Source organism: Solidesulfovibrio alcoholivorans DSM 5433, assembly GCF_000702665.1.
In the GTDB taxonomy this organism is placed as follows: Bacteria; Desulfobacterota; Desulfovibrionia; order Desulfovibrionales; family Desulfovibrionaceae; genus Solidesulfovibrio; species Solidesulfovibrio alcoholivorans.
On sequence record NZ_JNJA01000002.1, the window covers coordinates 533,781 to 555,321 of the forward strand.

The window sequence follows — 21,541 nt, forward strand, 5'->3', positions numbered from 1 at the left end:
TGCGGCCGTTACTGCCGCGCCATCGCGCCGCGCGCGGCGTCCACGGCCCGGGCCACGGCCTCGGCCAGCATGTCCCCGGCCGCGTCCAGGGGGGCGTCGAGCTTGCCGCCGGCGGCGTTTTTGTGCCCGCCGCCGCCGAACGAGGCGGCTACGGACTGGATGTTGACATCACCCACGGATCGCAGGGAAAATTTCACGCCGCCCTCGGGCAATTCACGGGCCAGGATGGCGGCGGCCACGCCGCGCAGGCGCAGGGCGTTGTTGATCAGCCCCTCGCAGTCCTCGGGGCCGGTGCCCGTACGCTTGAGCATTGCTTGCGATATCCTGATAACGCCCACCTGTCCATCATGGCGCAGTCCGATCTGCCCCAGAACCTCGGACCACAGGCGCAGCCGGTTCATGGTCCACTGGTTTTTTATCAGCGCCCCGGTGGCACCCACGTCGAGCCCGCCCCGGATCATCTCCGCCACAAGCTCCAGGCTCTCGGCCGTGGTGCCGCCGAAGCTGAAGAATCCCGTGTCCGTGGCCATGGCCGCGTAGAGCGCCTGGGCGAGGGGGCCGGTCAGGGGCACGCCCAGGTCCTTGGCCAGAAAGGCCACCATTTCGCCCGTGGCGCAACGCCCCGGATCGACCCAGTTGATCGCGCCGAAACCGGGGTTGCCCAGGTGGTGGTCGATGACGGCCATGCGCGCGGGATCGAGGACGCTTTCCAGGTTGCCCAGGCGCGGGCCGTCACCGCAGTCGAGCACGAGCGCCAGGTCGTAGCCGTCGTCGGGCGGCGTATCGAGCAGCGGCGCGGGCAGTTCCAGCCAGCCGTACTGCGGCGGCACCGGGGAGTCGTTTAAGAGGCTGAAGGACTTGCCGAGCGCTTCCAGGATGAAGCCCATGGCCGCGGTCGCGCCCAGGGCGTCGCCGTCCGGGGAGGCATGGGCGGCGACTACGAAGGAGCGACCCTGGCGGATGCGCCGGGCGATCTCATGCCTCGGGTCGGCCATAGACCATGTCCTCCAGGTACGTGTCGCGAGCGAAACGCAGTTCCGGCACGAATTTCATGCGCAGGCGCTGGCCGAGGAGGGTACGCAAAAAACCCTTGGCCTGCTCCAGGGCCTTGGCCGCCGCAGCGAGGCGGGCCTCGTCGCCGCTTAACGTATAATAGATCCTGACGATGGACATGTCGGCATTGAGGGCCGCGCCGCTTATGGTCACGAGTTCCAGACGGGGGTCCTTGACGTCTTCGGACAGGGCAATGGCCATTTCCCGGGCGATCTGGTCGGCCAGGCGGCTCGAACGGCGCGTAGGGGTGCGCTTCATGAAGGGTCTCAATGCCTCACAGGGAAAGGATGGCGATGTCGTCGTCCACGAGTTCGGCCTCGGCAGCGGCAATCACCATGTTGAGGGCCTTTTGCAGCAGGCCCCGGGCATGGGTGGCGTCGGCGGAGACGGTGACGGCGGCCAGGACGAGGGTGTCCCACGACTCCTGCATGGCCGTTTCGGCCACGGCCACGTTGAATTTGTTGCGCAGTTTCATCTTGAGGCTCTGGGCCACGCGGCGTTTCCCCTTGAGCGAATCGTTGCCGTGCAGGGCGAATTCCAGGGTCAGGACGCCGACAACCATGTCGTGAAGTCCTCATCGAAGCGCCGGGCCGGAGCGCGCGCCTCCGGCCCGGCGGCTCGTTACAGCGTGGCCTTTTCTTCCACGGACTCGAAGGCCTCGATCACGTCGCCGACCTTGATGTCGTTGAAGTTCTCCAGGCCCACACCGCATTCGTAGCCCTTGGTCACTTCCTTGACGTCGTCCTTGAAGCGCCGCAGCGAGGCGAGCTTGCCGGTGTAGACCACCACGCCGTCTCGCAGCAGGCGCACGCCGGCGTTGCGGGTGAGCTTGCCGTCCAGGACGCCGCAGCCGGCCACCGTGCCCACCTTGGGCACGCTGAAGGTGTCGCGCACCTCGGCCTGGCCCAGATACTGCTCGCGGATGACCGGGGCGAGCATGCCGGACATGGCGTCCTTGATCTCGCCCACGAGCTTGTAGATAATGTCGTAGAAGCGGATGTCCACGCTTTCGCGTTCGGCCATCTCCTTGACCTTGATGGTCGGGCGCACATTGAAGCCGATGATGATGGCGTCGGAGGCCGAGGCGAGCAGGATGTCGGACTCGGTGATCGCCCCTGCGCCGGTGTGGATGATGTTGACCTTGACCTTTTCCGTGGACAGCTTGTTGAGCGCGTCGGCAATGGCTTCGAGCGAACCCTGCACGTCGGCCTTGAGCACGAGGTTGAGGGTCTGCGCCTCGGCTTCGGGCCTGCTGGCGAGGAAGGTTTCGAGGGTGACCTTGGAGGCCTTGCCGAGTTCGCGTTCGCGCTGCTTGGTGGCGCGGCCGTCGGCGATGCGGCGGGCGACCTTGTCGTCCTCGACCCCGACGAATTCGTCGCCGGCCTCGGGCACGCCTTCGAAGCCCTGCACCTCGACCGGGATGGCCGGTCCGGCCTCTTTGATCTTGCGTCCCTGGTCGTCGAACAGGGCGCGCACACGGCCGGAGAAGACGCCGCAGACAAAGGCGTCGCCCTGGTGCAGCGTGCCTTCCTGGATGAGCACCGAGGCCACCGGGCCCCGGCCCTTGTCCAGGCGGGCTTCGACGATATGGCCCCGGGCGCGCTTGCTCGGATTGGCCGAGAGCTGCAGGACTTCCGCCTGGAGCAGGATCATTTCGAGCAGTTCGTCGAGTCCGAGCTTCTGCTTGGCCGAGACGTTGGCGAAGATGGTCTCGCCGCCCCAGTCTTCGGGCACGAGGCCCAGTTCGCCGAGTTCGCGCTTGACGCGGTCCGGGTTGGCGTCGGGCTTGTCGATCTTGTTGACCGCGACCACGATGGGCACGCCGGCGGCGCGTGAGTGGTTCACGGCCTCGCGGGTCTGGTCCATGACGCCGTCGTCCGCGGCCACGACCAGGACGACGATGTCCGTGACCTGGGCGCCGCGGGCGCGCATGGCGGTGAAGGCTTCGTGGCCGGGAGTGTCCAGGAAGACGATGTCGCCCCGGCCGGTGGTCACGTGGTACGCGCCGATGTGCTGGGTGATGCCGCCGGCCTCGCCGGAGACCACGTTGGAGGCGCGGATGGCGTCGAGCAGCGACGTCTTGCCGTGGTCGACGTGGCCCATGATGGTGACGACAGGGGGCCTGGGCTTGAGGTCCTCGGGCTTGTCGGCCTCCTCGGCGATCAGGTAATCGTCTTCGGAGAAGCCGAACTTCTCGACCTCGAAGCCGAATTCCGAGGCGGCCAGCGTCGCGGTCTCCACGTCCAGGGACTGGTTGATGGTGACCAGGGCCCCGAGTCCGAGCAGGACCTTGATGAGATCCTGCGCCTTGGCGCCCATCTGCTTGGCCAGATCCGAGACCCGGATGGTTTCCTCCATGCGGATCTTGCGTTTGGCCACCTTCATGGGCTGGGCGCTGGCGTCGATCTTGGTCGGCAGGAAGTCCTCGCGCGACTTTTTGCGCTTGAACTTGCCGCCCATGCGGCCGCCGGTGCGGTCCTGGACCTCGCCGATCTTCTTTTTGCCGCCCTTGCCCGCGCTGGCGCTCTTGCGGCGCTCCTCGTCGGTCTGCGGCGAGAACTCCACCACGCGACGGTCCTTCTTGCGCTTTTTCGCGCTGTCGTCGCCGGGCAGGGGCATGCCGGGCACGGGCCGGCCCGTGCCGCCCGGAGCTCCGGGTCCGCCGGGGCGTGGCCCGCCGGGACGGGGGCCGCCGGGACGGGGAGCGCCGGGGCGCGCGGCATCGGCAGCCGGCCGACGCGGCGGCGTGGCCGGTTCCTTTTTCGGATCGGGCATGGAAATGATGCGCACCTTGGGCGCGGCCGGTTCGGGGCGGCGGGGCTTGGCGCGACGGTTCTCGTCGGCGCCTTCCCCGGCGGGGGCGGGCGTCTCGGGAGCGGCCGGGGCAGGGGGCGTCTCCGCAGGCGTCGCCGCCGTCGCGACGGGAGCGGCCGGAGCTTCGGGCGCTTCCGCAGTCGCGGCCGGCGCTTCGGGCTCCGCGACGGTTTCCTGCGCGGCCGGCGCTCCGCTCGCCTCGGGCGTGACCGGAGCCTCGGGCTCTGGCTCGGGCGTCTCCTCCTGCACGGCCGGGCGGATCACCCGGGCGGTCTCCAGGATGACGGGCCGGGCCGGCTCGGGCTTGGCCGGGGCAGGCTCCTCCTGCTTTTCCTCGAATTCGGGGAAGGCTTCGCCCTTGAGGGCCTCGTCCACCTCGTCCTCGGGCTCCTCCACGATGGCGGAAGCCTCCATGGGCTCGGGCGTCGGCGTCGGCTCGGGCGCGGCTTCGGGGGAAGCGGCCGCGGCCGGAGGCGTCGGTGCGGCCTTGCGCCGACGGACGATGACGCCGGGCTGGACTTCGGTGTCGATGATCTGCGTGCGGCCGGTCTGGCTTTCGCGTACGCGAGCGCGAACCTGCGCCGCTTCCTCGTCGGAGAGGGTGCCCATCTGGCTTTTGACCTGGATGCCGAGTTCCCGCAGGACGTGCAGCAACTCCTTCTGGCCGATGCCCAGATCCTTGGCAATGTCCTTGATTCTGATTTTATTCACCTTGACCCCCCCTCCGGCGCCTGGGCCGCACGGAGTATTTCGAAAATTTCTCGGCGCATTCGGGGTTGGCGCAGAGATAGTGCCCCCGTCCGGGCAATACGGCCCTGGGATCGGGCACCAAACCCGCGCCTTCGGCGAGCACGTGCCGGCGCAGGCTGCTTTTGGGAAACCGGCCCCGGCATACCACGCACATGCGCGTGGGCGAGGCGGGGCGCTGTCCCGAGTCGGTTCGCTGCATCAGGCCTTGTCCGTCTCCGGTTCGCCGGATTCGCCGGGTTCGCCGGCGTCTTGCGTCGCTTCGCCCGTGGCTTCGCCGGCCGCCTCGGCGTCGACGGCTTCGCTCTGGGCGGTTTCGTCTGTGTCCGCGTCGGCGTCTGCGCTTGCGTCTGCGTCGGCGTCTGCGTCGGCGTCGTCCCCGACTGCGGCGGCCGCGGCGGTGGCGCCCATGAGTTTGAGCGCCGCACGCAGGTCGTCGCGCTTGGACGGCGTCATGCCGGCGATGGCGTCGATGGCGTCGTCGGGCGCGCCGGCCAGCTGCTCCATGGTCTCGAAGCCCGCATCCAGGATGTTGTCCACGGGAATTTCGGCGACGCTGGCCAGCTGCTCCAGGAATTTCTTGGAGGCGTTGGCCTCGCGGAAGCGGGATTCGGTGAAGATGTCGATCTTCCAGCCGAGGAGCTTGGCCGCGAGCTTGACGTTCTGGCCCTTGCGGCCGATGGCCAGGTTGAGCTGGTCGTCGGAGACCACCACTTCCAGGGCTTTTTCGTCCTCGTCCACGGAAATGCGGGTGACGCGGGCCGGGGACAGGGCGTTGGCGGCGTAGGAAGCGATCTCGGGATTCCAGACCACGATGTCGATGCGCTCGCCGCGCAGCTCCTGCACGATGTTCTGGATGCGCGAGCCGCGGATGCCCACGCACGCGCCCACGGGATCGACGTCGCGGTCCTTGCTGATCACGGCGACCTTGGCGCGCGAACCGGGGTCGCGGGCCACGGCCACGATCTTGACCGTGCCGTCGGAAACCTCGGGCACCTCGCGGGCGAAGAGCGCCTTCATGTAGTCGCCGTGGGTACGCGAGACGATGATCTGCGGGCCGCGGCCGGAAGGCAGGACCTCGATGATGTAGGCCTGCACGCGGTCGCCGCGCTTGTAGCGTTCGCGGGGGATCTGTTCTTCCTTGGGCAGGAGCGCCTCGGTGCGGCCGAGGTTGATGATCCAGCCTGTGCGGTCGCGGCGCTGGATGATGCCGGAAATGATCTCGCCCTTGCGGTCCTTGTATTCCTCGTAGATGATCTCCTGTTCGGCGTCGCGCATGCGCTGGATGATCACCTGCTTGGCGGACTGGGCGGCGATGCGCCCGAGATTTTCCACGGTGAGCTTGAAGCCCATCTCGTCGTCGAGCACGACGTTGGGGTCGATGGCGCGGGCGTCGGACAGGCAGATTTCCGCCGCAGGATCGGCCACGTCGTCGTCCTCCACCACGACCTTGAACTGGTAGACCTCGATTTCCCCCTGCTCGTCGTTATAGCTGACTTCGACGTCGAGGTTCTCGCCGTACTTGCGGATCACCGAGGAACGGACGGCTTCCTCCAGGGTGTCGACCAGCAGGTCGCGGTCGATGCCGCGGTCCTTGCTGATCTGGTCGATGGCTTTCTTCAGTTCCGTCATGGCGTTTCCTCCGGGGTCCCGGACGACGGGTCGTCGGCCCCTTCTGCGGCAATGGCGTCAAAGGCATGGATAAGGCGGATGCGTTCCGCCTCGTCGAAGTCGAACGTCAGGGAAAAAGCCTTGGGGCCGGGATCGACGGTCGCGGTCAGGCGGGAGCCGTCCACGGCGTCGAGGACGCCCTTGAAGCGCTTGCGCCCCTCGCGCGGGGCCATAAGCCGGAATTCGATCCCCCGGCCGCAGTAGTCCGCAAGCTGCGCGGCGGTGAAAAAACGGCGGTCGAGCCCGGGCGAGGAGACTTCCAGCACGTAGGCGCCGGGGATCATGTCTTCCATTTCGAGCAGCGCGCCCAGGTGGCGGCTGACCTTGGCGCATTCGTCGATGGTCACACCCTTGCGCTGCGGCGTGCGCGGCGTCTCCGGGGCGAGGTCGATGTAAAGGCGCACAAGCTGGCGGTGTCCCGACGCACCGAGCTCGATTCCCCACAGGGCGAGGCCCATGGTGGCGAGGTAGGGGGAGATCAGCTCCCGGATTTTATCCGGCACGGCGTTTGTTCGCTGCATGGCGTCCTTTGTCAGCAAAAAAAAAGTGGACCGATCGTCAGGCCCACCTCGTCACGACAACCGTTCGGTTGGGAGACTCAGGTTTGGAGCGGGCGACGAGGATCGAACTCGCGACACCAAGCTTGGGAAGCTTGTACTCTACCAGCTGAGCTACGCCCGCTCGAATGGGAGGAAATATCATCCTCCCCGTATTTGTCAAGCGGCCGCGCCCGTCGGCGTAAAAAAAGAGGCGGCCCGGCGCGGCGAGGGGCGGCGCGCGGGACTCCGCCCTGGCCCGCGAGTTGCAAAGGCTCCGGCCAGGAGGACCGCGTCCTATGGAAATGAGCATGTACAGCGCGCTTTTTGGGGCCCTGTCCACGGAAATGCGCCTCAATCTCAGCGCCAATAATTTGGCGAATGTCAACACCACGGGCTACAAGCGCGACCGCGTCTCCTTCGAGGACACCTTCCTGCGCTACGCCCACGACTACCATATCGATCCGCGCGGCAACCTCCGGGAAAAAGAGCTCCTGCCCCGGGCCGACCTCATCGCCAAGCCCCGCCTGGCCGAGCAGCGCATCGACTTCAGCCAGGGCGCGCTGCAACTGACGGGCAACCCCCTGGACGTGGCCATCCAGGGCGAGGGTTTTTTCAAGGTCGGCGGGCCCGGCGGCACCTATTACACCAGGAACGGGGCCTTTCACCGCAACGCCGACGGCATGCTCGTCACGGACCAGGACATGCCGGTGCTCGGCAACGGCGGCCCCATCCAGGTCCCGGAGGGCCGGGCCGTGACCATCGACGGCACGGGGGCCATCTACGTGGACGACGCCCAGGTGGGCCAGCTCGACGTGGTCACGGTGCAAAACCCCGACGTCCTCCAGAAATACGGCTCCAACCTCTACACGGCCCAGTCCGGGGCCACGGCCCAGGAAGGCCCGGCCACGGCCGGTCAGACCGAAGTGGCGCAGGGCTACCTCGAAAAGCCCAATGTCGAGGTGGTGGAGGAGATGGTCAACATGATCGAAACCCAGCGGACCTTCGAGGCCTACCAGAAAGTCATGACCAATTCGAACGAACTGGACACCAAGGCCATCCGCATGGGCACGGACAAGACCTAAAGCCGTCCGCGCATGACGGACGAAGCGCAATAACGGGAAAACGGGAGGAAACGCGCCATGATGCGATCCCTTTGGACGGCCACCACCGGCATGGTGGCCATGCAGATGCAGATAGACACCATGTCCAACAACCTGGCCAACGTGAACACCGTGGGCTTCAAGAAGAGCCGGGCCGAGTTCGAGGACCTCATGTACCAGACCCTGCAGGTGGCCGGCACGGAAACCGCCGGCGGCAACCGCCTGCCCACGGGGCTCCAGGTGGGCCTTGGCGTCAAGCCGACGACGGTGCACAAGTTCTTCACCCAGGGCGACCTGCAAAACACCGGCAACCAGCTCGACATCGCCATCCAGGGCCAGGGCTTTTTCAAGCTCGACGTCAACGGACGCGAGCTCTACACCCGGGCCGGGTCGTTCAAGCTCAACCAGGATGGCACCATCGTCAATTCCAGCGGCTATCCGCTCCAGCCGACCTTTTCCGTGCCCACGGACACGAAGACCATCACCATCACGGAAAACGGCCATCTCTCCTGCCTCGACCAGGACAGCGCCGAATTGGCTTCCACCGACATCCCCGTCTACACCTTCATCAACCCGGCCGGGCTCACGGCCGAAGGCCGCAACCTCTATTCCACGAGCCAGGCCTCGGGCGCGGCCACGGAGCTCGTCCCCGGCAACCAGAACGCCGGCACCCTGGCCCAGGGCTTCCTGGAAATGTCCAACGTCGAACTCGTCGACGAAATGGTCGGGCTCATCGTGGGGCAGCGTGCCTACGAGGCCAACTCCAAGGCTATCACCACGGCGGACGGCATGCTGCAGACGGCCGTCAACGTGAAGCGGTAGGTTTAACGGGAGGGCGTCATGAACATGCGCATGTCGCGATGGACGACGGCGGCGGGCCTCTGCCTGTTCGCCCTGGCGCTGGCCCTGCCCGCGCGGGCGGCGCTGTGGCGGCTTTCGGTCAAGGAGGCCGCGTGCGCCGCGGGCGAGCGGGTGCTCCTGTCCGAAATCGCCGAACCGCAAGGCGAGTTCCCGCCCGACGCCTGGGCGGCGCTCGGCGCGACGCGCCTGTGGTACGCCCCGGAATCCGTGGGGAAAAAGAGCGTGATCCCGGCGGCCAAGGTTCTCGAAGGGCTGCGCTACTACCTGCGCGACGCGCCCGTGGAATTCGCGCTGCCCAATCAGTTGACGCTCGCGCGCGGCGGCAGGGTCATGAGCCACGAGGAACTGCGCGCCCTGGCCGTCGAACAATTGACGCCCAAGGTCGCGGCCCTTGGCGGCGAGGCCCGGCTCGTCAATGTGACCGTGCCTGACTCCCTGTTCCTCGACGACCGGGCCACGGGCGTGACCGTGGACGTCCCGGAGGTCACGGCCGGCAGGACGACCTTCCGTTTCGTGGTGAACGGTCCCCAGGCAAGGATATTGCAACAGGTCCCGGCGGAAGCCGCGGTCGAATGCTTCGCCCGCGTGCCCGTGGCGATCAAACCCATTTTGCCCAGGGACGGAGCCGCCGTGGAACAGACGCACTACATTTGGGAACGCCGCAATATGGCTAATATCAAGGGTCGGGTGTTCGACCCGGGCGACGGCAAGTGGCGGGCCAGACGGGGCGTGGGCGCGGGCCAGGTGATCATGGCCGACGAGATGGAGCCCATGCCGCTGGTGCTGCGCGGCGACCAGGTCAAGGTGGTGTACGAGGGCCGGTCCGTGAAGCTGACGCTGCTTGGCGAGGCGCTTTCCGACGGCGCGCCCGGCGGCAAGATCACGGTGAAGAACCCCCGGGGCAACCGTGAACTGACGGCGGTCGTGCGGGACAAGAATACGGTCGTGGTGCAGTAGCGAACAGCCGCGCCGGGCAGGGATGCCCGAACCGGGCGCGATGAGACGGAGTCTCCCATGAAAAGCATGCGCATCTATCCCCTGATCGCGGCCCTGGCCGCCCTGGCCGCCTGCGCGCCGGCGTCCAAGCAGGCCAACCCCATGCCGCAGGTCACCCCCAGCGTGGCCAAGGCCCCGCCGCCGGCGGAAAACCCCGGCTCGGTCTTCAGCCAGAACCAGCCCACGTTCCTGTTCGACGACACCCGGGCGCGGCGCATCGGCGACATCGTGACGGTCAACATCGTCGACACCTCCAAGTCCGACCTCAAGGCCGAGACCAAAAACGACCGCACCGCCAGCAACCAGCTCGGGGTGTCCAGCTATTTCGGCAACAAGGAGTTCGCCGGCAACCTGCCCGGTCAGCTCGGCGGCCCGAACTTCGGCATGAAGGGGCTCGTGGGCAACGACCCCATGGTCGGCAACACCACCTCGCAGAAGTTCCAGAGCAAGGGCGAGACCAAGCGGGAATCCGCGGTCACGGCCTCCATCGGCTGCCGCATCGTCAACATCCTGCCGGGCGGCGTCATGCAGGTGGAGGGCGCGCGCCAGACCAGGGTCAACAACGAAAACCAGATCATCGTGGTCAAGGGCCTCGTGCGGCCCATCGACGTGAGCCCGAGCAACACCGTGCCCTCGACCATGCTGGCCGACTGCCAGATCGAATACTACGGCGAAGGCGACCTGGCCGACCGCCAGAAGAGCGGCTGGCTCACGCGGCTGCTCGACAACGTCTGGCCGTTCTAACGCGAGTCACGGGAGCGTAGGGACATGCACCCCATCCAGGCTAGGAAAGCACTGCGCGCGGCGGCCGCGCTGGCGACCGGGTTCGCGCTGGCGGCTCTGCTGGCGCTGCCGGCCCACGGCGCGCGCATCAAGGACATCGCCAGCGTCTCGGGCATGCGCAAGAACCAGCTCGTGGGCTACGGCCTCGTCGTCGGCCTTTCGGGCACGGGCGACCAGCGGGGCTCGGACTTCACGGTCCAGTCCATCTACAACATGCTGGACAAGATGGGCGTGCGCGTGGACAAGGCGACGCTTAAGCCGAAGAACGTGGCCGCGGTCATGGTCACGGCGCAGATGCCGGTCTCGGCCAAGCCCGGCAGCCGGATCGACGTCACGGTGTCGAGCATCGGCGACTCCACGAGCCTGCTTGGCGGCGTGTTGCTCGTGACACCCATGAAGGGCGTCGACGGCAACATCTACGCCATCGCCCAGGGCTCGGTGCTGGTCGGCGGCGTCTCGGCCCAGGGCGCGGGCGCGTCGGTGTCGAAAAACATCACCACCGTGGGCATGCTCCCCGGCGGGGCCAACGTGGAACGGGCCGTGGCGTTTTCCTTCAACGAGCAGTCCGACATCACGCTTTCCCTGCGCAACCCCGATTTCACCACGGCCAGCAAGGTGGCCAAGCGCGTCAACGAAACCATGGGCGCGGCCATGGCCTCGGCCGTGGACGCCGGCACCATCCGCCTGGCCGTGCCGCCGGAAAACCAGGGCAACCTCGTGCCGCTGCTCGCCTCCATCGAAAACATCGAGGTGACCCCGGACCACCGCGCGCGCGTGGTGGTGGACGAAAAGACCGGCACGGTCGTGCTCGGCCAGAACGTGCAGATTTCGCCCGTGGCGGTCACCCACGGCAACCTCCAGATCCAGGTGCAGGAATCGGCCGACGTGTCCCAGCCGCTGCCGTTCTCGGGCGGCCAGACCGTGGTCACGCCGCAGACCAACATCGGGGTCAACGAGGAGAACCGCAAGCTCAAGATGATCGAAGGCGCGACGTTGCAGGAACTGGTCGAGGGCCTCAACGCCCTGGGCGCGACGCCACGCGACCTCATAAGCGTCCTGCGCACCCTGGAAGCCTCGGGCGCGCTCTCGGCCGACCTGGAGGTCAACTAGCCATGGCGCTTCCCGCGGGCATGGGCGACCTCGCCGCCACGGCGGGCCTGCAGGGGGACGTTGCGCAGAAGCTGCGTATCGACGCCCTCAAAAAGACCCTTTCCGGCGGCAAGACCAAGGAAGCCAAACTGCGGGAAGCCTGCCAGGGGTTCGAGTCCGTCTTCATCTCCAAGCTCTTCTCCCAGATGCGCGCCACCGTGCCCAAGGACGGCCTGCTGCACGGGCAGTACGAGGAGCAGTACTATTCGATGTTCGACAAGGCCATGTCGGACAAGATGGCGGCCGACGGCGGCATCGGCCTGGCCGACATGATGTACCGCCAGCTCAAGGGGCAGATCGCGGCCAAGGGTGCGGGCAAGGCCGAGGCGGGCGACATCCTGCCGGCCAACCGGCCCGTCGCCGCCCACGGCGGCTCCTTCGGCCCCGGCGCGGACCGTATTCCCCAAAGCGGCAGCGGGGCTCCGGCCGCGCGCCGGGGCGTCCAGGCGGACCATTTTTCGCCCGCCATGGCCGCGGCCCTGGCCCGGCCGGGCGTGCCGGCGCTCGCGCCGTCCCACACGCCGGCCGCCGGTTCCGCGGTGGACGTCGAAGGCGCGAGCGCCCAGGCCGCCGTGCCCCTGGCCGCGCCGGCCGTGGGCGAGGTCAGCTCGGAATACGGCTGGCGCAGTGACCCCATCAACGGCAGCCGCGCCTGGCACGCCGGCCTCGACATCGCCGCGCCGGCCGGCGACCCGGTCGCCGCCTGCTGGGACGGCACCGTGACCTACGCCGGAACCAAGGGCGGCTACGGCAACGTGGTGGAAGTCACCCATGCCGGCGGCTGGAAGAGCGTGTACGGCCACCTGCGGTCCGCTTCGGTCAAGGCCGGCGACGCGGTTACGGCCGGCGAGAAAATTGCAGAGGTCGGCAGTACGGGACGTTCCACCGGGCCGCATCTGCACTTCGAGCTGCGCCGCGACGGCGAGACGGTGGACCCCAAGGCCATGCTGGCCGCTTCGGGATTGTTGGAAGGAACGACGTAACATGCGGTGTTTTTTGGGAAACGGAGGACGGCCATGATCAAGGGAATCCTTGCCAACCTGGAGCGCCAGTTGCGGGCCGTCATCTTGTTGCGCGATCTGCTCGAGGAAGAATTTGCCCAGCTCGCCGCGCGCGACCCCGGGGCCGTGGCCTCCCTCGAATTTTCCATCCAGGAACTGTTGCGCCAGCTCGGCGGGGAACGCCGCAGCCTGCATGCCCTGTATGCGGCCCTTGACCCCGCCGCCAAGCGTCTCGTGGACGTGGTCGGGCGCTTTCCCGCCGCGGACGCGGCCCGGGCAGGCGAACTGCACGCGGCCATCGACGCCGCCGAGCAGCAGGGGGCGAGGCAGGCCAACCGCAACTACACCATGGCGCTCGGGCTCTACGATGTGGCCAAGAGCGGCCTGGACAGCCTGCGGGCGCTGCTCGTGCCCAAAAAGGGCGTCTACGGCGCCAGGGGCCGCATGGCCTCCGCCCATGGCGGACCGAGCATCCTGAGCGGGAGATTGTGATGTCGAGCTTAAGCTCCATCCTCTCCATCGGCCGCTCGGCCCTTTCCGCGTCCCAGGCGGCCCTTCAGGTCACGGGCAACAACATCGCCAACGTCGACACCGAGGGCTACAGCAAGCAGTCCGTGGTGTTGCGCGACGGGGCGTACATCACCACCCAGCCCGGCCAGCTCGGCTCCGGCGTGGTGGCCCAGGAAGTGGTGCGTTCCTACGACGCCCTGACCGAATCCCAGTACGTCTCCCAGATTTCCGTGCGCGACCGCTGGACGGCCATGTACAACGGCCTGACCTCCATCCAGAACCTGTTCAACGAATCCAACACGGACGGGGCCAACGCCGCGCTGTCCAACTTCTTCGACGACTGGGGCGACCTGACCACCGATCCCGACGCCGCCGCCACGCGCCAGACCATGCTCGAGGACTCGCAGACGCTGCTCAGCGTCTACCGCTCCATGGCCGATTCCCTGTCGCAGCAGGAGACGCAGCTCAACACGGCCATAAGCGATGACGTGGACACGCTCAACCAGCTGGCCCAGGACGTCGCCGACCTCAACCGCCAGATCAACCAGTACCAGATCGACGGGGTGAGCAACCCCAACAGCCTCTACGACCAGCGCGACGCCAAGGTCGAGGCCATGGCTTCCCTGGTGGACGTCAACGTCGTGGACAACGGCAAGGGCGACTACACCGTCTACACCAAGTCCGGCCAGACCATCGTGGACGGCACGGTGTCCTTCAATTTCGCCTTCGAACAGGGCAAGACGGTGCGCACGCTCAGCGACGCATCCATTGCTGCGACCTCCGATGCCCAATGCTATTACGATGGTTCGGATTCGAAAGAGTACACCATCGAGGTGGTCGATGGAACGGCCTCGGGCACGCCGACCTTCAAGGCATCCCTGGACGGCGGCAAGACCTGGCTTACCGACACGGACGGCAACACGGCCATCTTTTCGGCTAACGACGAGGACGGCAAGGTGCGGGTAGGGGACCTGGACATCTGGTTCGGCACGACGACGGATGCGACGACGTTCCCCAGCGACCTCAATACCGGCGACTCGTTCACCCTGGTCCCCAAGAAGGCCTTGTACTGGTACACCACGGCCGGCACGCCGGAAAACGTCACGCCCCAGCAGTACGCCGACGGCACGGAAAACACCCGCCGCATCACCGGCGGTGCGTTGGGCGGGGCCTTTTTGCTGCGTGACGGGCAGCTCGGCGAATACCAGGACTCCCTGGACGCCATGGTCAACTCCCTGGTCTGGGAGGTCAACCGGGAGCATTCCCAGGGCGCGGGACTGACCAACTTTTCCACGGTCCAGGGCACCTATTCGGTGGCCGACACCGATACCGTCGCCCTGGCCAGCAATGCTTCGGGGCTGCCCTATTTCGACCGGCTGCAATCCGGGGCGCTCATGCTGTACGCCTATGACGCCAATGGGGATTTGGCCACCGACGCTGGCGGCGTCTCCCTGGCCCGGTCCATCGCCTTCGATCCGACGGACGACACGAATTTCTCGTCCTCGGGCGCCATCGCGGGCTCGCTTCAGGGGTTGGCCGACGCCATCAACGACGTTTTTTCCCCGGACTATCTTCAGGCCGCCGTCGTCAACAACCAGCTCTCCATCTCGGGACAAAACGGCTGCACCTTCCAGTTCGGCGACGACACCACCGGCGTGCTGGCCGCCCTCGGCGTCAACACGCTTTTCACGGGCTCCAACGCCTCGGACGTGGCCATAAACAGCGTCGTGACCAACGACGTCAACCGGGTCTGCGCCGGGCATGTCGGTACGGACGGACTGGCCGCCTCGGGCGACAACTCCACGGCCACGGCCATCACGGCCCTGGAGGACAAGGCCATCGATTTTTCGGTGACCGGGCAGGCCGCGACATCCCAGACCCTCGGCGGCTACTACGACGCCCTGGTCGGCCGGGTGGGCGCGGACACCTCGGCCGCCTCCTACCAGTCCACGTACCAATCCTCCCTGGCCGACCAGACCAAGGCGCAGAAGCTGTCCGTTTCCGGCGTCAGCCTTGACGAGGAACTGACCAACCTCATCAAGTTCCAGCACTCCTACCAGGCGGCGGCCAAGCTCATCAGCACGGCCAACTCCATGTTCGAAACGGTCCTGGGGATGAAAAACTAGCCCCGCCGGAGGTTCCCATGGTCATGCGCGTCACCCAGCAAAGCCTTTACGGTTCGGTCATCAAGCAAAACAACGCCTCCCTGGCCAAGCTCATGGAGACCAACAACCAGGCCTCCACCCAAAAGCGCATCAACGCGCCCTCCGACGACCCCAACGGTGCGGTGCAGGTGCTCAACACCCGCATCGACCTGAGCCAGCTCACCCAGTACAGCCGCAACATCGACGCGGCGCAAGGCTGGCTCACCCAGGCCGACAGCACGCTCTCCTCGGCCAGTACGCTGGTCACCACGATCAAGAGCTACGCCGAGCAGGCCGCCACGGGCACCGTCACCGAGGAAAACCGCGGGGAAATCGCTTCGGCCGTGCGCCAGTATTACGAGCAGCTCGTTTCCATGGCCAACACCACCTACGGGGAACAGTCCCTCTTCGCCGGCCAAAAGACCGACACCGAGGCCTACACCATGGGCCTTGGCCTCACGAGCAACGACACGGCCTTCGATGCGGCCCTCAAGGATCAGACGGCCCCGGGCTACACCATCGCCGGGGACACCGATTCCACCGTCCTGGTCCAGTTCACGGACACGGCTTCGCCCGACCAGCCGGCCTTCCGCTACACCACGGACGGCGGCTCGACCTGGCAGACCGGTTCCTACGCCTCGCCCTCGCCCTCGACCGACACCGAAACCCTGGAGATGGGCGGGGTGTCCATGACGCTCTCCCACGCCGCGCTCAACAGCGTCACCGTCAGCACGGACACCGACGACGCCGACGGCACCTGGCTGTGGATCCGGCCCGCCGCCTACTACCAGGGCAACACCAACGACGACGTCGCCGTGACCTATACCGGCACTTCCGGCGCCACCGCCTCGGCGGCGGGGACCTTCACCGGCAACGTCCAGGTGAAGCTCACCGACGATACCGGCGGCGTGTACACCTATTCCTACAGCACCGACGGCGGCGGCACCTGGGTGGACGGGAACACCTCCGGCACGGACGCCGACGGCCACCCCACGTTGTCCGTGCCGGGCGGCATCATGACCATTGACGAGACCGCGGGGTCGCCGGTCACCGGGGACCAGTTCTTCATCCAGCCGAGCACGGCCGACATTTCCATCGCCATTTCCCCCACGGATTCCGTGGTGGTCAACGGCGTGGGCAAGGACATCTTCGGAGGCATGTACGAGACCACCGCTTCCAACGCCTCGACCAAGTATTATACCGCCGCCACCTTCGACGGCAGCGATTCCGGCAACCTGCTCGAAACCGTGGGCAAGCTGGTGGGCTACCTGGAAACCAACAACCAAAGCGGTATCCAGGAATGCCTCGACGACCTGACCACGTCGCAAAACCAGGTGCTCGTGGCGGCGGCGTCGGTGGGGGCCAAGGAAAACCGGGTGGATTCCACCGAGACCATGGTCACGACCCTGTCGGAAAACGCCACGACGACTCTCAGCAACGTGGAAGACGCGGACCTGACGGAGCTGATCACCAAGCTCTCGGAGCAGGAACTGGCCTATCAGGCCGTGCTCAAGTCCTCGAGCATGGTCATGAACCTGTCCCTGGTCAGCTACATTTAGCCGCCCCGCGGCGCTTCCCCCGTTGACAAGGGGCGGGGCTGCCGCGTACACGACGGCATAACAAGGCGCGAAAACGAAGGTTTTCAAGCCTGCAACCGAAAGTGGGGGCGCGGGCGTCCATGCTCATTTTGACCCGACGGCCTGGCGAGAGCCTGCACCTCGGCGATCACATCAAGATCACGGTCCTGGGCGTCCAGGGCAAGCAGATCAAGATCGGCCTTGAAGTGCCGGACGACATGCAGGTGTATCGCGAAGAGGTGTACCTCCGGGTGCTCGAGCAGAACCGGCAGGCGCTTTGCGCCATGGAATCCGATGTCCTGGCGGCGGCGAAGTTATGGCCAAAAAAGACGAACGAATAGTGGAAACGCGGCTCGGGACCATGACCCTGCCCGAGGAGCGCGTGCTGACGTTTCCCCGCGGCCTGATCGGGTTCATGGGGCACCGGGAGTTCACGCTCATCCAGTTGCGCGAGGAGTCCCCGTTCCTCGTGCTGCAAAGCCTCGACGACCCCAAGCTCGGACTGCTCGTCGCCGATCCCTATTCCTTCATGACCGACTACGAAGTGGTCATCGGTGAGGCCGACCGCCGGCTGCTCGACATCGAAACGCGGGAGCAGGCGCTGGTCCTCGTCACCGTGACCATCCCGCAGGGCATGCCCGAGCGCACCACCCTCAACCTGAGCGGGCCCATCGTCATCAACAACGTCGCTCGCGTCGGGCTGCAGATCCCCCAGACCGACTCCCGTTACCCGGCCCACTATACGCCGGGCATGACCGGCCGCAAATAGAAAGCGCCTTCCGCCCCTTTCGGGGGGAAGGCGCCTTGGAAACGCGTCGCCCTGTCCGCAACGCGCGGGGCGGATGCACGCCCATGTCGCTATTTCCCCATCGCCCGCTTCGGCGCGCGTGTCCGCGTGCGGGCCGTATCTGCGTATCCTGCCGTCCTTGCCGCAACCGGCGGCCTAGCCGAACAACTCCGAGTCCATGGTGAGCATTTTCTCGGCGATCTTGTGCGAGTCGGGCTGGTAGGTCCCGGCCTCGACCTGCGCCTTGAGTACGGCCACCCGGTCGGAGCGCGTGTCCGGGGCGTCCTTGGCCGTGGTCGCGGCCAGGGAAACGAGCTTGGCGTCGCCGGAGAGCGTGACCTTGTCCGCCCCGGAAGCGCCGGAGGAAGATTCTCCGCCATCCGTGCGTGAAACCGAAGATGCGTCGCCTGCGCCGCCGCGCTTGACCCGGCTTTGGCCGTAGCCCTGATTGATTCCGAATACCGTCTTGATGTCCATGGCTACCCCCTCCCGCATTGCTCCCTTGCATGACGTATCGGCAGCGGGGGGACCGAAATTTAGAGCATGGTTTCGTCGACTTTCTCCAGGGCCAGCTCCCACAGGCGCCTGAAAACCGCCGTCTTGAACTCTCCCGTGATCTCCTGCGGGCCGTCCGGGCCGTCCGTACGGAAAATCTGCATCTCCTGCTCTTCCGGAGGGTAGGCGAACACGAGGGGGAACCCCAGTTCCTCTTCCAGGTCCGCCTTGATGTCCTCGACCACCGGCGTGTCCGATCCGGTCACGATGCAGTTTTCGACGATCTCGGCCGCCACCCGGCCCACGAGTTCCCGGCGCTTGGCCTCCCGGGAAATCCTGACCTCGTCCTCGGCCCCGACGGCCGCCAGGGACCGGCGGTAGCGGGCCAGTCGCCTGGCCGTGGTCACCTGCCGTCCGTAGGTGCGCAGCATGGCGCGGACCTGGTAGGGGATCGCGGTCAAGGCGTATATCTCCTTCTCACGGTGCTTATCGGACACGAAGGTTCCACCTTTAGAGGCATTGGCGAAAAAAATCCATGCCCGTCGTCGGGGCGGCCCGGCGACTTTCTTGTGTCGTCCGTGCCTTTGCCGTATAAGGCCCTTCCTCCCCGGACCGGAAGGGGATAAACCCGAAAAACGGAAACCGGGCATGCAAGGCGTTATACGAACCGTACTCGTCATCCACAAGGCGGACCACGAAAAAGCCAGGGGCATGGCCTGGACCGTGGCCGAATGGCTGGCTGCGCGCGGCGTGGTCGCGCTGGTGCGGGAGAATTCTCCCGAGGCCCCGACCGTGGCCCATCCCCCCGGGGCCGTGCTCACCACCCCGCCCCAGCTGGCGCTGATCCTCGGCGGCGACGGCACCATGCTCTCGGCCGCCCGCCAGGGCGCGGCGGACGGTGTGCCGTTTCTCGGCATCAACCTCGGCCGTGTCGGGTTCATGACCTCGGCCGGGCTCGACGACTGGGCGCAAGTCCTCGGCGACATCCTGCAAAACGGCTTCGAGGAAGCCCGGCGCATCATGGTCGAGGTGACCGTCATCCGGGGCCACGAGACCGTCTATGCAACCACCGCGCTCAACGACGCGGTCATCAGTCGCGGAGCCATGGCCCGGCTCGCCGCCTTCGACGTCACCCTCGGCGACGTGGACGTCTGCACGCTGCGCGCCGACGGCGTGGTCATTTCCACGCCCACGGGCTCCACGGCCTACTGCGTCTCGGCCGGGGGGCCGCTCATCTACCCCGGGCTCGACGTGCTTTGCGTGGTGCCCATCTGCCCGTTCCTAAGCGATTTCAAGCCGGTGGTCGTGCCGGCCGAATCCCCGGTGCGTCTGTCGCTCTCCGCGCCCGAGACCAACATGTACCTGACCTGCGACGGGCAGGAGCTTTTCCCTCTCGACGACAACGACGTGGTCGTGGTGCGCAAGTCCGAGCGCTGCCTGCGTCTGGCCATGCGCCCGGGGGACAGTTATTTCGGACGCCTGCGTCTCAAGGGGTTCATCAACAGGCCATGAGGGACGTCCGCGTCGCCCCGATCTCCCTGACTCCGGGTCAGGCCCCGCGCTACGGCGGCGACCCTGTGCGCGATGCGTGGCTATTGCACTTCATGACCGAGAACAACCTCGATCACTTCATCGCCCCGGAGAAAAACGCCTCCCCCGAGCAGCTGCGCTTCATGGTTTCGCTTGCGCCCGAGGAAATCTACGTGCCGTGCTCGGACGAGATGTTCTCCCACCTCGTCAGCGAACGGGCCGACCCCCTGGTCGTGGCCGAGTACGACGCCCGCTTGGCCCGCATCGGCCGGCTCATCGACGCCTACGTGCCCGACGCCTACACGGCGGTGAAGATCCGCAGCCTGTGCGAACTCAAGTACCGCCAGGCCATGACGCGGCCCACGCTCATCCCGTCGCGCCTGGCCAAGCGGCTGTGCACGATTTTCCTCACCCAGTCCGGGCTCGACGACCCGTACCGCGAGCGCAAGCAGGCGAGCAACCGCCGGGCTTTCGCCTTCATCCAGAGCGAAGCCTTCCGCTCCATGCTCTACGCCTGCCCGGCCGACCTTCCCGGCTGCCGGGCCATTCCCGAACTGCGCTTCGCGCTGGACATGCTCGAGTTGCGCCGCCTGCTGCTTCTGGGCTCCATGCCCGGCATCTGGGACGGCTCCGGCGCGCTGCCCGGGCGCGAGGCCCTGGATGCGGCCATGAACGCCTTTCCGGCCGATTTCGCGCGTCTCGAGACCCTGCTCGACCCGCGCCGCGGCGGGGGCGGGCTCAAGATCCTTTTCCTGCCCGATACGGCGGGCGGCGTCCTTTTCGACCTGCTGGCCGTGCGCACCCTGCTGCGCCTGGGCCACCGGGTGCTCGTGGCCCTCAAGGACGGATTCTATTACGAAGCGCCCACGGCCTGGGACCCGGACGGCGACCCGATCCTGGACGCGGCCCTGGCCGGAGCCCATTTCCTGACCGATTCCCGCGTGACCAAGAACGAATTGCTGCGGATCATGCGCGAAAATCCGCTGACCGTCATTTCCGACGGCACGCGCGAGCGCCTCAACCTCTACCGGGTGTCCGTGACCTTCGCCCGGGCCTGGAAGGAGGCCGACCTGATCCTGGCCAGGGGGCGGCTCAACCACCGCCGGCTGATCCAGACGAGCCACCTGTTCACCCGGGACGTGGCCTGCTTCTACGCCGAGGGACCAGGGGGGCTGCGCCTGGATTTCAAGCCCCGGGCGCCGTCGGCGCGCTCGTTTACCGAGGCCGACATCACGGCCAAGGCCGAGGAGATCATCGCCGCCATGCGCGCGGCCAAGGCCGCAGGCAAAGCGGTGATGTTCTACAGCGCCGTCATCGGCTCCATCCCCGGCCAGACGAAAACGGCCATCGAGCTGGTCACGGTCTTCGTGGCCCATTTGCGCGAAAAACTGCCGGGCACCTGCATCATCAATCCCGCCGAGCATTTCGAGGAAGGCATGGACGCCGACGACCTGATGTTCATGTGGGAGAAGGTGCAGCGCAGCGGATTGATCGACGTCTGGCGGTTCCAGTCGCACTACGACATCGAAAAGAGCTTCGGCCTGCTCGGGCGCGGCGTGCCGCCGGTGTGGGCGGGCAAGGACGCGACCTTTTCCACGGGCTGCACCAAGGAGATGCACATCGCGCTCTCCATGCAGGCGCGCCAGCCGGAAATGCAGATCATCGGCCCGGACCCGGAAAAGTTCTTTCGCCGCCGCGAATACGGCGTGGGCAAGTTCTGCGACGCCGGCATCGACTGCCGCTAGCGCCTCCGCCCTTTCTGGAGAGAGGAATTCCTGTCGAAG

Annotated in this window: 22 protein-coding genes and 1 tRNA gene; 13 read left to right on the forward strand and 10 right to left on the reverse strand. The window is 66.7% G+C overall.

Annotation, left to right across the window (positions count from 1 at the left end; all coding sequences use genetic code 11):
• Nucleotides 1-8: 8 nt before the first annotated feature.
• The 8 genes from Q368_RS0105645 to Q368_RS0105675 form a co-directional block, all read right to left on the reverse strand.
• Nucleotides 9-995: a DHH family phosphoesterase gene (locus tag Q368_RS0105645; protein WP_029457998.1), complete on the reverse strand. Its 987-nt coding sequence runs from the start codon at nucleotides 993-995 to the stop codon at nucleotides 9-11.
• Nucleotides 976-1,311 carry a 30S ribosome-binding factor RbfA gene (gene rbfA, locus Q368_RS0105650; RefSeq protein WP_029458000.1) on the reverse strand — a complete coding sequence of 112 codons (336 nt, stop codon included), beginning with the start codon at nucleotides 1,309-1,311 and terminating at the stop codon, nucleotides 976-978. Before rbfA ends, Q368_RS0105645 begins: the two co-directional genes overlap by 20 nt.
• 16 nt (nucleotides 1,312-1,327) lie before the next feature.
• Nucleotides 1,328-1,615, reverse strand: coding sequence for a DUF503 domain-containing protein (locus Q368_RS0105655; RefSeq protein WP_029458002.1), 288 nt, complete (start codon nucleotides 1,613-1,615; stop codon nucleotides 1,328-1,330).
• A gap of 59 nt (nucleotides 1,616-1,674) precedes the next feature.
• Nucleotides 1,675-4,578: a translation initiation factor IF-2 gene (gene infB / locus Q368_RS0105660; protein ID WP_029458004.1), complete on the reverse strand. Its 2,904-nt coding sequence runs from the start codon at nucleotides 4,576-4,578 to the stop codon at nucleotides 1,675-1,677.
• The gene (locus Q368_RS24405) at nucleotides 4,571-4,816 is read right to left on the reverse strand and encodes a YlxR family protein (protein ID WP_084158691.1); all 246 of its coding nucleotides are present in this window, start codon (nucleotides 4,814-4,816) and stop codon (nucleotides 4,571-4,573) included. The genes infB and Q368_RS24405 overlap by 8 nt, the downstream gene beginning before the upstream one ends.
• Nucleotides 4,816-6,246 (reverse strand): transcription termination factor NusA, encoded by a 1,431-nt coding sequence (gene nusA / locus Q368_RS0105665; protein ID WP_029458005.1) that lies wholly within the window; start codon nucleotides 6,244-6,246, stop codon nucleotides 4,816-4,818. Before nusA ends, Q368_RS24405 begins: the two co-directional genes overlap by 1 nt.
• Nucleotides 6,243-6,821 carry a ribosome maturation factor RimP gene (locus Q368_RS0105670; RefSeq protein ID WP_425423674.1) on the reverse strand — a complete coding sequence of 193 codons (579 nt, stop codon included), beginning with the start codon at nucleotides 6,819-6,821 and terminating at the stop codon, nucleotides 6,243-6,245. The genes nusA and Q368_RS0105670 overlap by 4 nt, the downstream gene beginning before the upstream one ends.
• 69 nt (nucleotides 6,822-6,890) lie before the next feature.
• Nucleotides 6,891-6,966: transfer RNA gene (locus tag Q368_RS0105675), tRNA-Gly, on the reverse strand.
• A 154-nt stretch (nucleotides 6,967-7,120) separates the two neighbouring features.
• Between Q368_RS0105675 and flgF the strand changes: the two genes are divergently transcribed.
• The 11 genes from flgF (at nucleotide 7,121) to fliW (ending at nucleotide 17,714) form a co-directional block, all read left to right on the forward strand.
• The gene (gene flgF / locus Q368_RS0105680) at nucleotides 7,121-7,906 is read left to right on the forward strand and encodes a flagellar basal-body rod protein FlgF (RefSeq protein WP_029458008.1); all 786 of its coding nucleotides are present in this window, start codon (nucleotides 7,121-7,123) and stop codon (nucleotides 7,904-7,906) included.
• A gap of 57 nt (nucleotides 7,907-7,963) precedes the next feature.
• Nucleotides 7,964-8,746: a flagellar basal-body rod protein FlgG gene (gene flgG, locus Q368_RS0105685; protein WP_029458010.1), complete on the forward strand. Its 783-nt coding sequence runs from the start codon at nucleotides 7,964-7,966 to the stop codon at nucleotides 8,744-8,746.
• Between the two features lie 18 nt (nucleotides 8,747-8,764).
• Nucleotides 8,765-9,742 carry a flagellar basal body P-ring formation chaperone FlgA gene (gene flgA / locus Q368_RS0105690; RefSeq protein WP_029458012.1) on the forward strand — a complete coding sequence of 326 codons (978 nt, stop codon included), beginning with the start codon at nucleotides 8,765-8,767 and terminating at the stop codon, nucleotides 9,740-9,742.
• 66 nt (nucleotides 9,743-9,808) lie between these two features.
• Entirely contained in the window at nucleotides 9,809-10,525 is a 717-nt protein-coding gene (locus Q368_RS0105695; RefSeq protein WP_211249767.1) for a flagellar basal body L-ring protein FlgH, read from the forward strand.
• A 24-nt stretch (nucleotides 10,526-10,549) separates the two neighbouring features.
• Nucleotides 10,550-11,674, forward strand: coding sequence for a flagellar basal body P-ring protein FlgI (locus Q368_RS0105700; RefSeq protein ID WP_029458015.1), 1,125 nt, complete (start codon nucleotides 10,550-10,552; stop codon nucleotides 11,672-11,674).
• 2 nt (nucleotides 11,675-11,676) lie between these two features.
• Complete coding sequence (locus Q368_RS0105705; RefSeq protein ID WP_029458017.1) at nucleotides 11,677-12,696, forward strand: peptidoglycan DD-metalloendopeptidase family protein; 1,020 nt, start codon at nucleotides 11,677-11,679, stop codon at nucleotides 12,694-12,696.
• A gap of 33 nt (nucleotides 12,697-12,729) precedes the next feature.
• On the forward strand, nucleotides 12,730-13,206 hold the full coding sequence (gene flgN, locus Q368_RS0105710) for a flagellar export chaperone FlgN (RefSeq protein WP_029458019.1): 477 nt from the start codon (nucleotides 12,730-12,732) through the stop codon (nucleotides 13,204-13,206).
• Nucleotides 13,206-15,350: a flagellar hook-associated protein FlgK gene (gene flgK, locus Q368_RS0105715; protein WP_029458020.1), complete on the forward strand. Its 2,145-nt coding sequence runs from the start codon at nucleotides 13,206-13,208 to the stop codon at nucleotides 15,348-15,350. Before flgN ends, flgK begins: the two co-directional genes overlap by 1 nt.
• A gap of 17 nt (nucleotides 15,351-15,367) precedes the next feature.
• Complete coding sequence (gene flgL / locus Q368_RS0105720) at nucleotides 15,368-16,927, forward strand: flagellar hook-associated protein FlgL (protein WP_029458021.1); 1,560 nt, start codon at nucleotides 15,368-15,370, stop codon at nucleotides 16,925-16,927.
• Nucleotides 16,928-17,046: 119 nt separating this feature from the next.
• The gene (gene csrA / locus Q368_RS0105725; RefSeq protein WP_029458022.1) at nucleotides 17,047-17,286 is read left to right on the forward strand and encodes a carbon storage regulator CsrA; all 240 of its coding nucleotides are present in this window, start codon (nucleotides 17,047-17,049) and stop codon (nucleotides 17,284-17,286) included.
• Nucleotides 17,262-17,714, forward strand: a complete 453-nt coding sequence (gene fliW, locus Q368_RS0105730; protein ID WP_029458023.1) for a flagellar assembly protein FliW — start codon at nucleotides 17,262-17,264, stop codon at nucleotides 17,712-17,714. Before csrA ends, fliW begins: the two co-directional genes overlap by 25 nt.
• Before the next feature lie 174 nt (nucleotides 17,715-17,888).
• Here the strand turns inward: fliW and flgM are convergent, their stop codons facing one another.
• The gene (gene flgM, locus Q368_RS0105735) at nucleotides 17,889-18,209 is read right to left on the reverse strand and encodes a flagellar biosynthesis anti-sigma factor FlgM (RefSeq protein WP_029458025.1); all 321 of its coding nucleotides are present in this window, start codon (nucleotides 18,207-18,209) and stop codon (nucleotides 17,889-17,891) included.
• A gap of 59 nt (nucleotides 18,210-18,268) precedes the next feature.
• A complete protein-coding gene (locus Q368_RS0105740) occupies nucleotides 18,269-18,688 on the reverse strand; it encodes a DVU0524 family FlgM-associated protein (RefSeq protein ID WP_029458026.1) in 420 nt (139 codons plus the stop codon).
• Between the two features lie 187 nt (nucleotides 18,689-18,875).
• Here Q368_RS0105740 and Q368_RS0105745 point away from each other — a divergent pair, with 187 nt between their 5' ends.
• A complete protein-coding gene (locus Q368_RS0105745; RefSeq protein ID WP_029458031.1) occupies nucleotides 18,876-19,739 on the forward strand; it encodes an NAD(+)/NADH kinase in 864 nt (287 codons plus the stop codon).
• Nucleotides 19,736-21,502 carry an ARMT1-like domain-containing protein gene (locus tag Q368_RS0105750; protein ID WP_029458032.1) on the forward strand — a complete coding sequence of 589 codons (1,767 nt, stop codon included), beginning with the start codon at nucleotides 19,736-19,738 and terminating at the stop codon, nucleotides 21,500-21,502. Before Q368_RS0105745 ends, Q368_RS0105750 begins: the two co-directional genes overlap by 4 nt.
• The last annotated feature ends 39 nt before the right edge of the window (nucleotides 21,503-21,541 follow it).

Excerpts from the sequence above, each read along its gene's own strand:
- Q368_RS0105645 (WP_029457998.1), bottom strand. The coding sequence starts at position 995 with ATGGCCGACCCGAGGCATGAGATCGCCCGGCGCATCCGCCAGGGTCGC.
- rbfA (WP_029458000.1), bottom strand. The coding sequence starts at position 1,311 with ATGAAGCGCACCCCTACGCGCCGTTCGAGCCGCCTGGCCGACCAGATC.
- Q368_RS0105655 (WP_029458002.1), bottom strand. The coding sequence starts at position 1,615 with ATGGTTGTCGGCGTCCTGACCCTGGAATTCGCCCTGCACGGCAACGAT.
- Q368_RS24405 (WP_084158691.1), bottom strand. The coding sequence starts at position 4,816 with ATGCAGCGAACCGACTCGGGACAGCGCCCCGCCTCGCCCACGCGCATG.
- nusA (WP_029458005.1), bottom strand. The coding sequence starts at position 6,246 with ATGACGGAACTGAAGAAAGCCATCGACCAGATCAGCAAGGACCGCGGC.
- flgF (WP_029458008.1), top strand. The coding sequence starts at position 7,121 with ATGGAAATGAGCATGTACAGCGCGCTTTTTGGGGCCCTGTCCACGGAA.
- flgG (WP_029458010.1), top strand. The coding sequence starts at position 7,964 with ATGATGCGATCCCTTTGGACGGCCACCACCGGCATGGTGGCCATGCAG.
- flgA (WP_029458012.1), top strand. The coding sequence starts at position 8,765 with ATGAACATGCGCATGTCGCGATGGACGACGGCGGCGGGCCTCTGCCTG.
- Q368_RS0105695 (WP_211249767.1), top strand. The coding sequence starts at position 9,809 with ATGCGCATCTATCCCCTGATCGCGGCCCTGGCCGCCCTGGCCGCCTGC.
- Q368_RS0105700 (WP_029458015.1), top strand. The coding sequence starts at position 10,550 with ATGCACCCCATCCAGGCTAGGAAAGCACTGCGCGCGGCGGCCGCGCTG.
- Q368_RS0105705 (WP_029458017.1), top strand. The coding sequence starts at position 11,677 with ATGGCGCTTCCCGCGGGCATGGGCGACCTCGCCGCCACGGCGGGCCTG.
- flgN (WP_029458019.1), top strand. The coding sequence starts at position 12,730 with ATGATCAAGGGAATCCTTGCCAACCTGGAGCGCCAGTTGCGGGCCGTC.
- flgK (WP_029458020.1), top strand. The coding sequence starts at position 13,206 with ATGTCGAGCTTAAGCTCCATCCTCTCCATCGGCCGCTCGGCCCTTTCC.
- flgL (WP_029458021.1), top strand. The coding sequence starts at position 15,368 with ATGGTCATGCGCGTCACCCAGCAAAGCCTTTACGGTTCGGTCATCAAG.
- csrA (WP_029458022.1), top strand. The coding sequence starts at position 17,047 with ATGCTCATTTTGACCCGACGGCCTGGCGAGAGCCTGCACCTCGGCGAT.
- fliW (WP_029458023.1), top strand. The coding sequence starts at position 17,262 with ATGGCCAAAAAAGACGAACGAATAGTGGAAACGCGGCTCGGGACCATG.
- flgM (WP_029458025.1), bottom strand. The coding sequence starts at position 18,209 with ATGGACATCAAGACGGTATTCGGAATCAATCAGGGCTACGGCCAAAGC.
- Q368_RS0105745 (WP_029458031.1), top strand. The coding sequence starts at position 18,876 with ATGCAAGGCGTTATACGAACCGTACTCGTCATCCACAAGGCGGACCAC.
- Q368_RS0105750 (WP_029458032.1), top strand. The coding sequence starts at position 19,736 with ATGAGGGACGTCCGCGTCGCCCCGATCTCCCTGACTCCGGGTCAGGCC.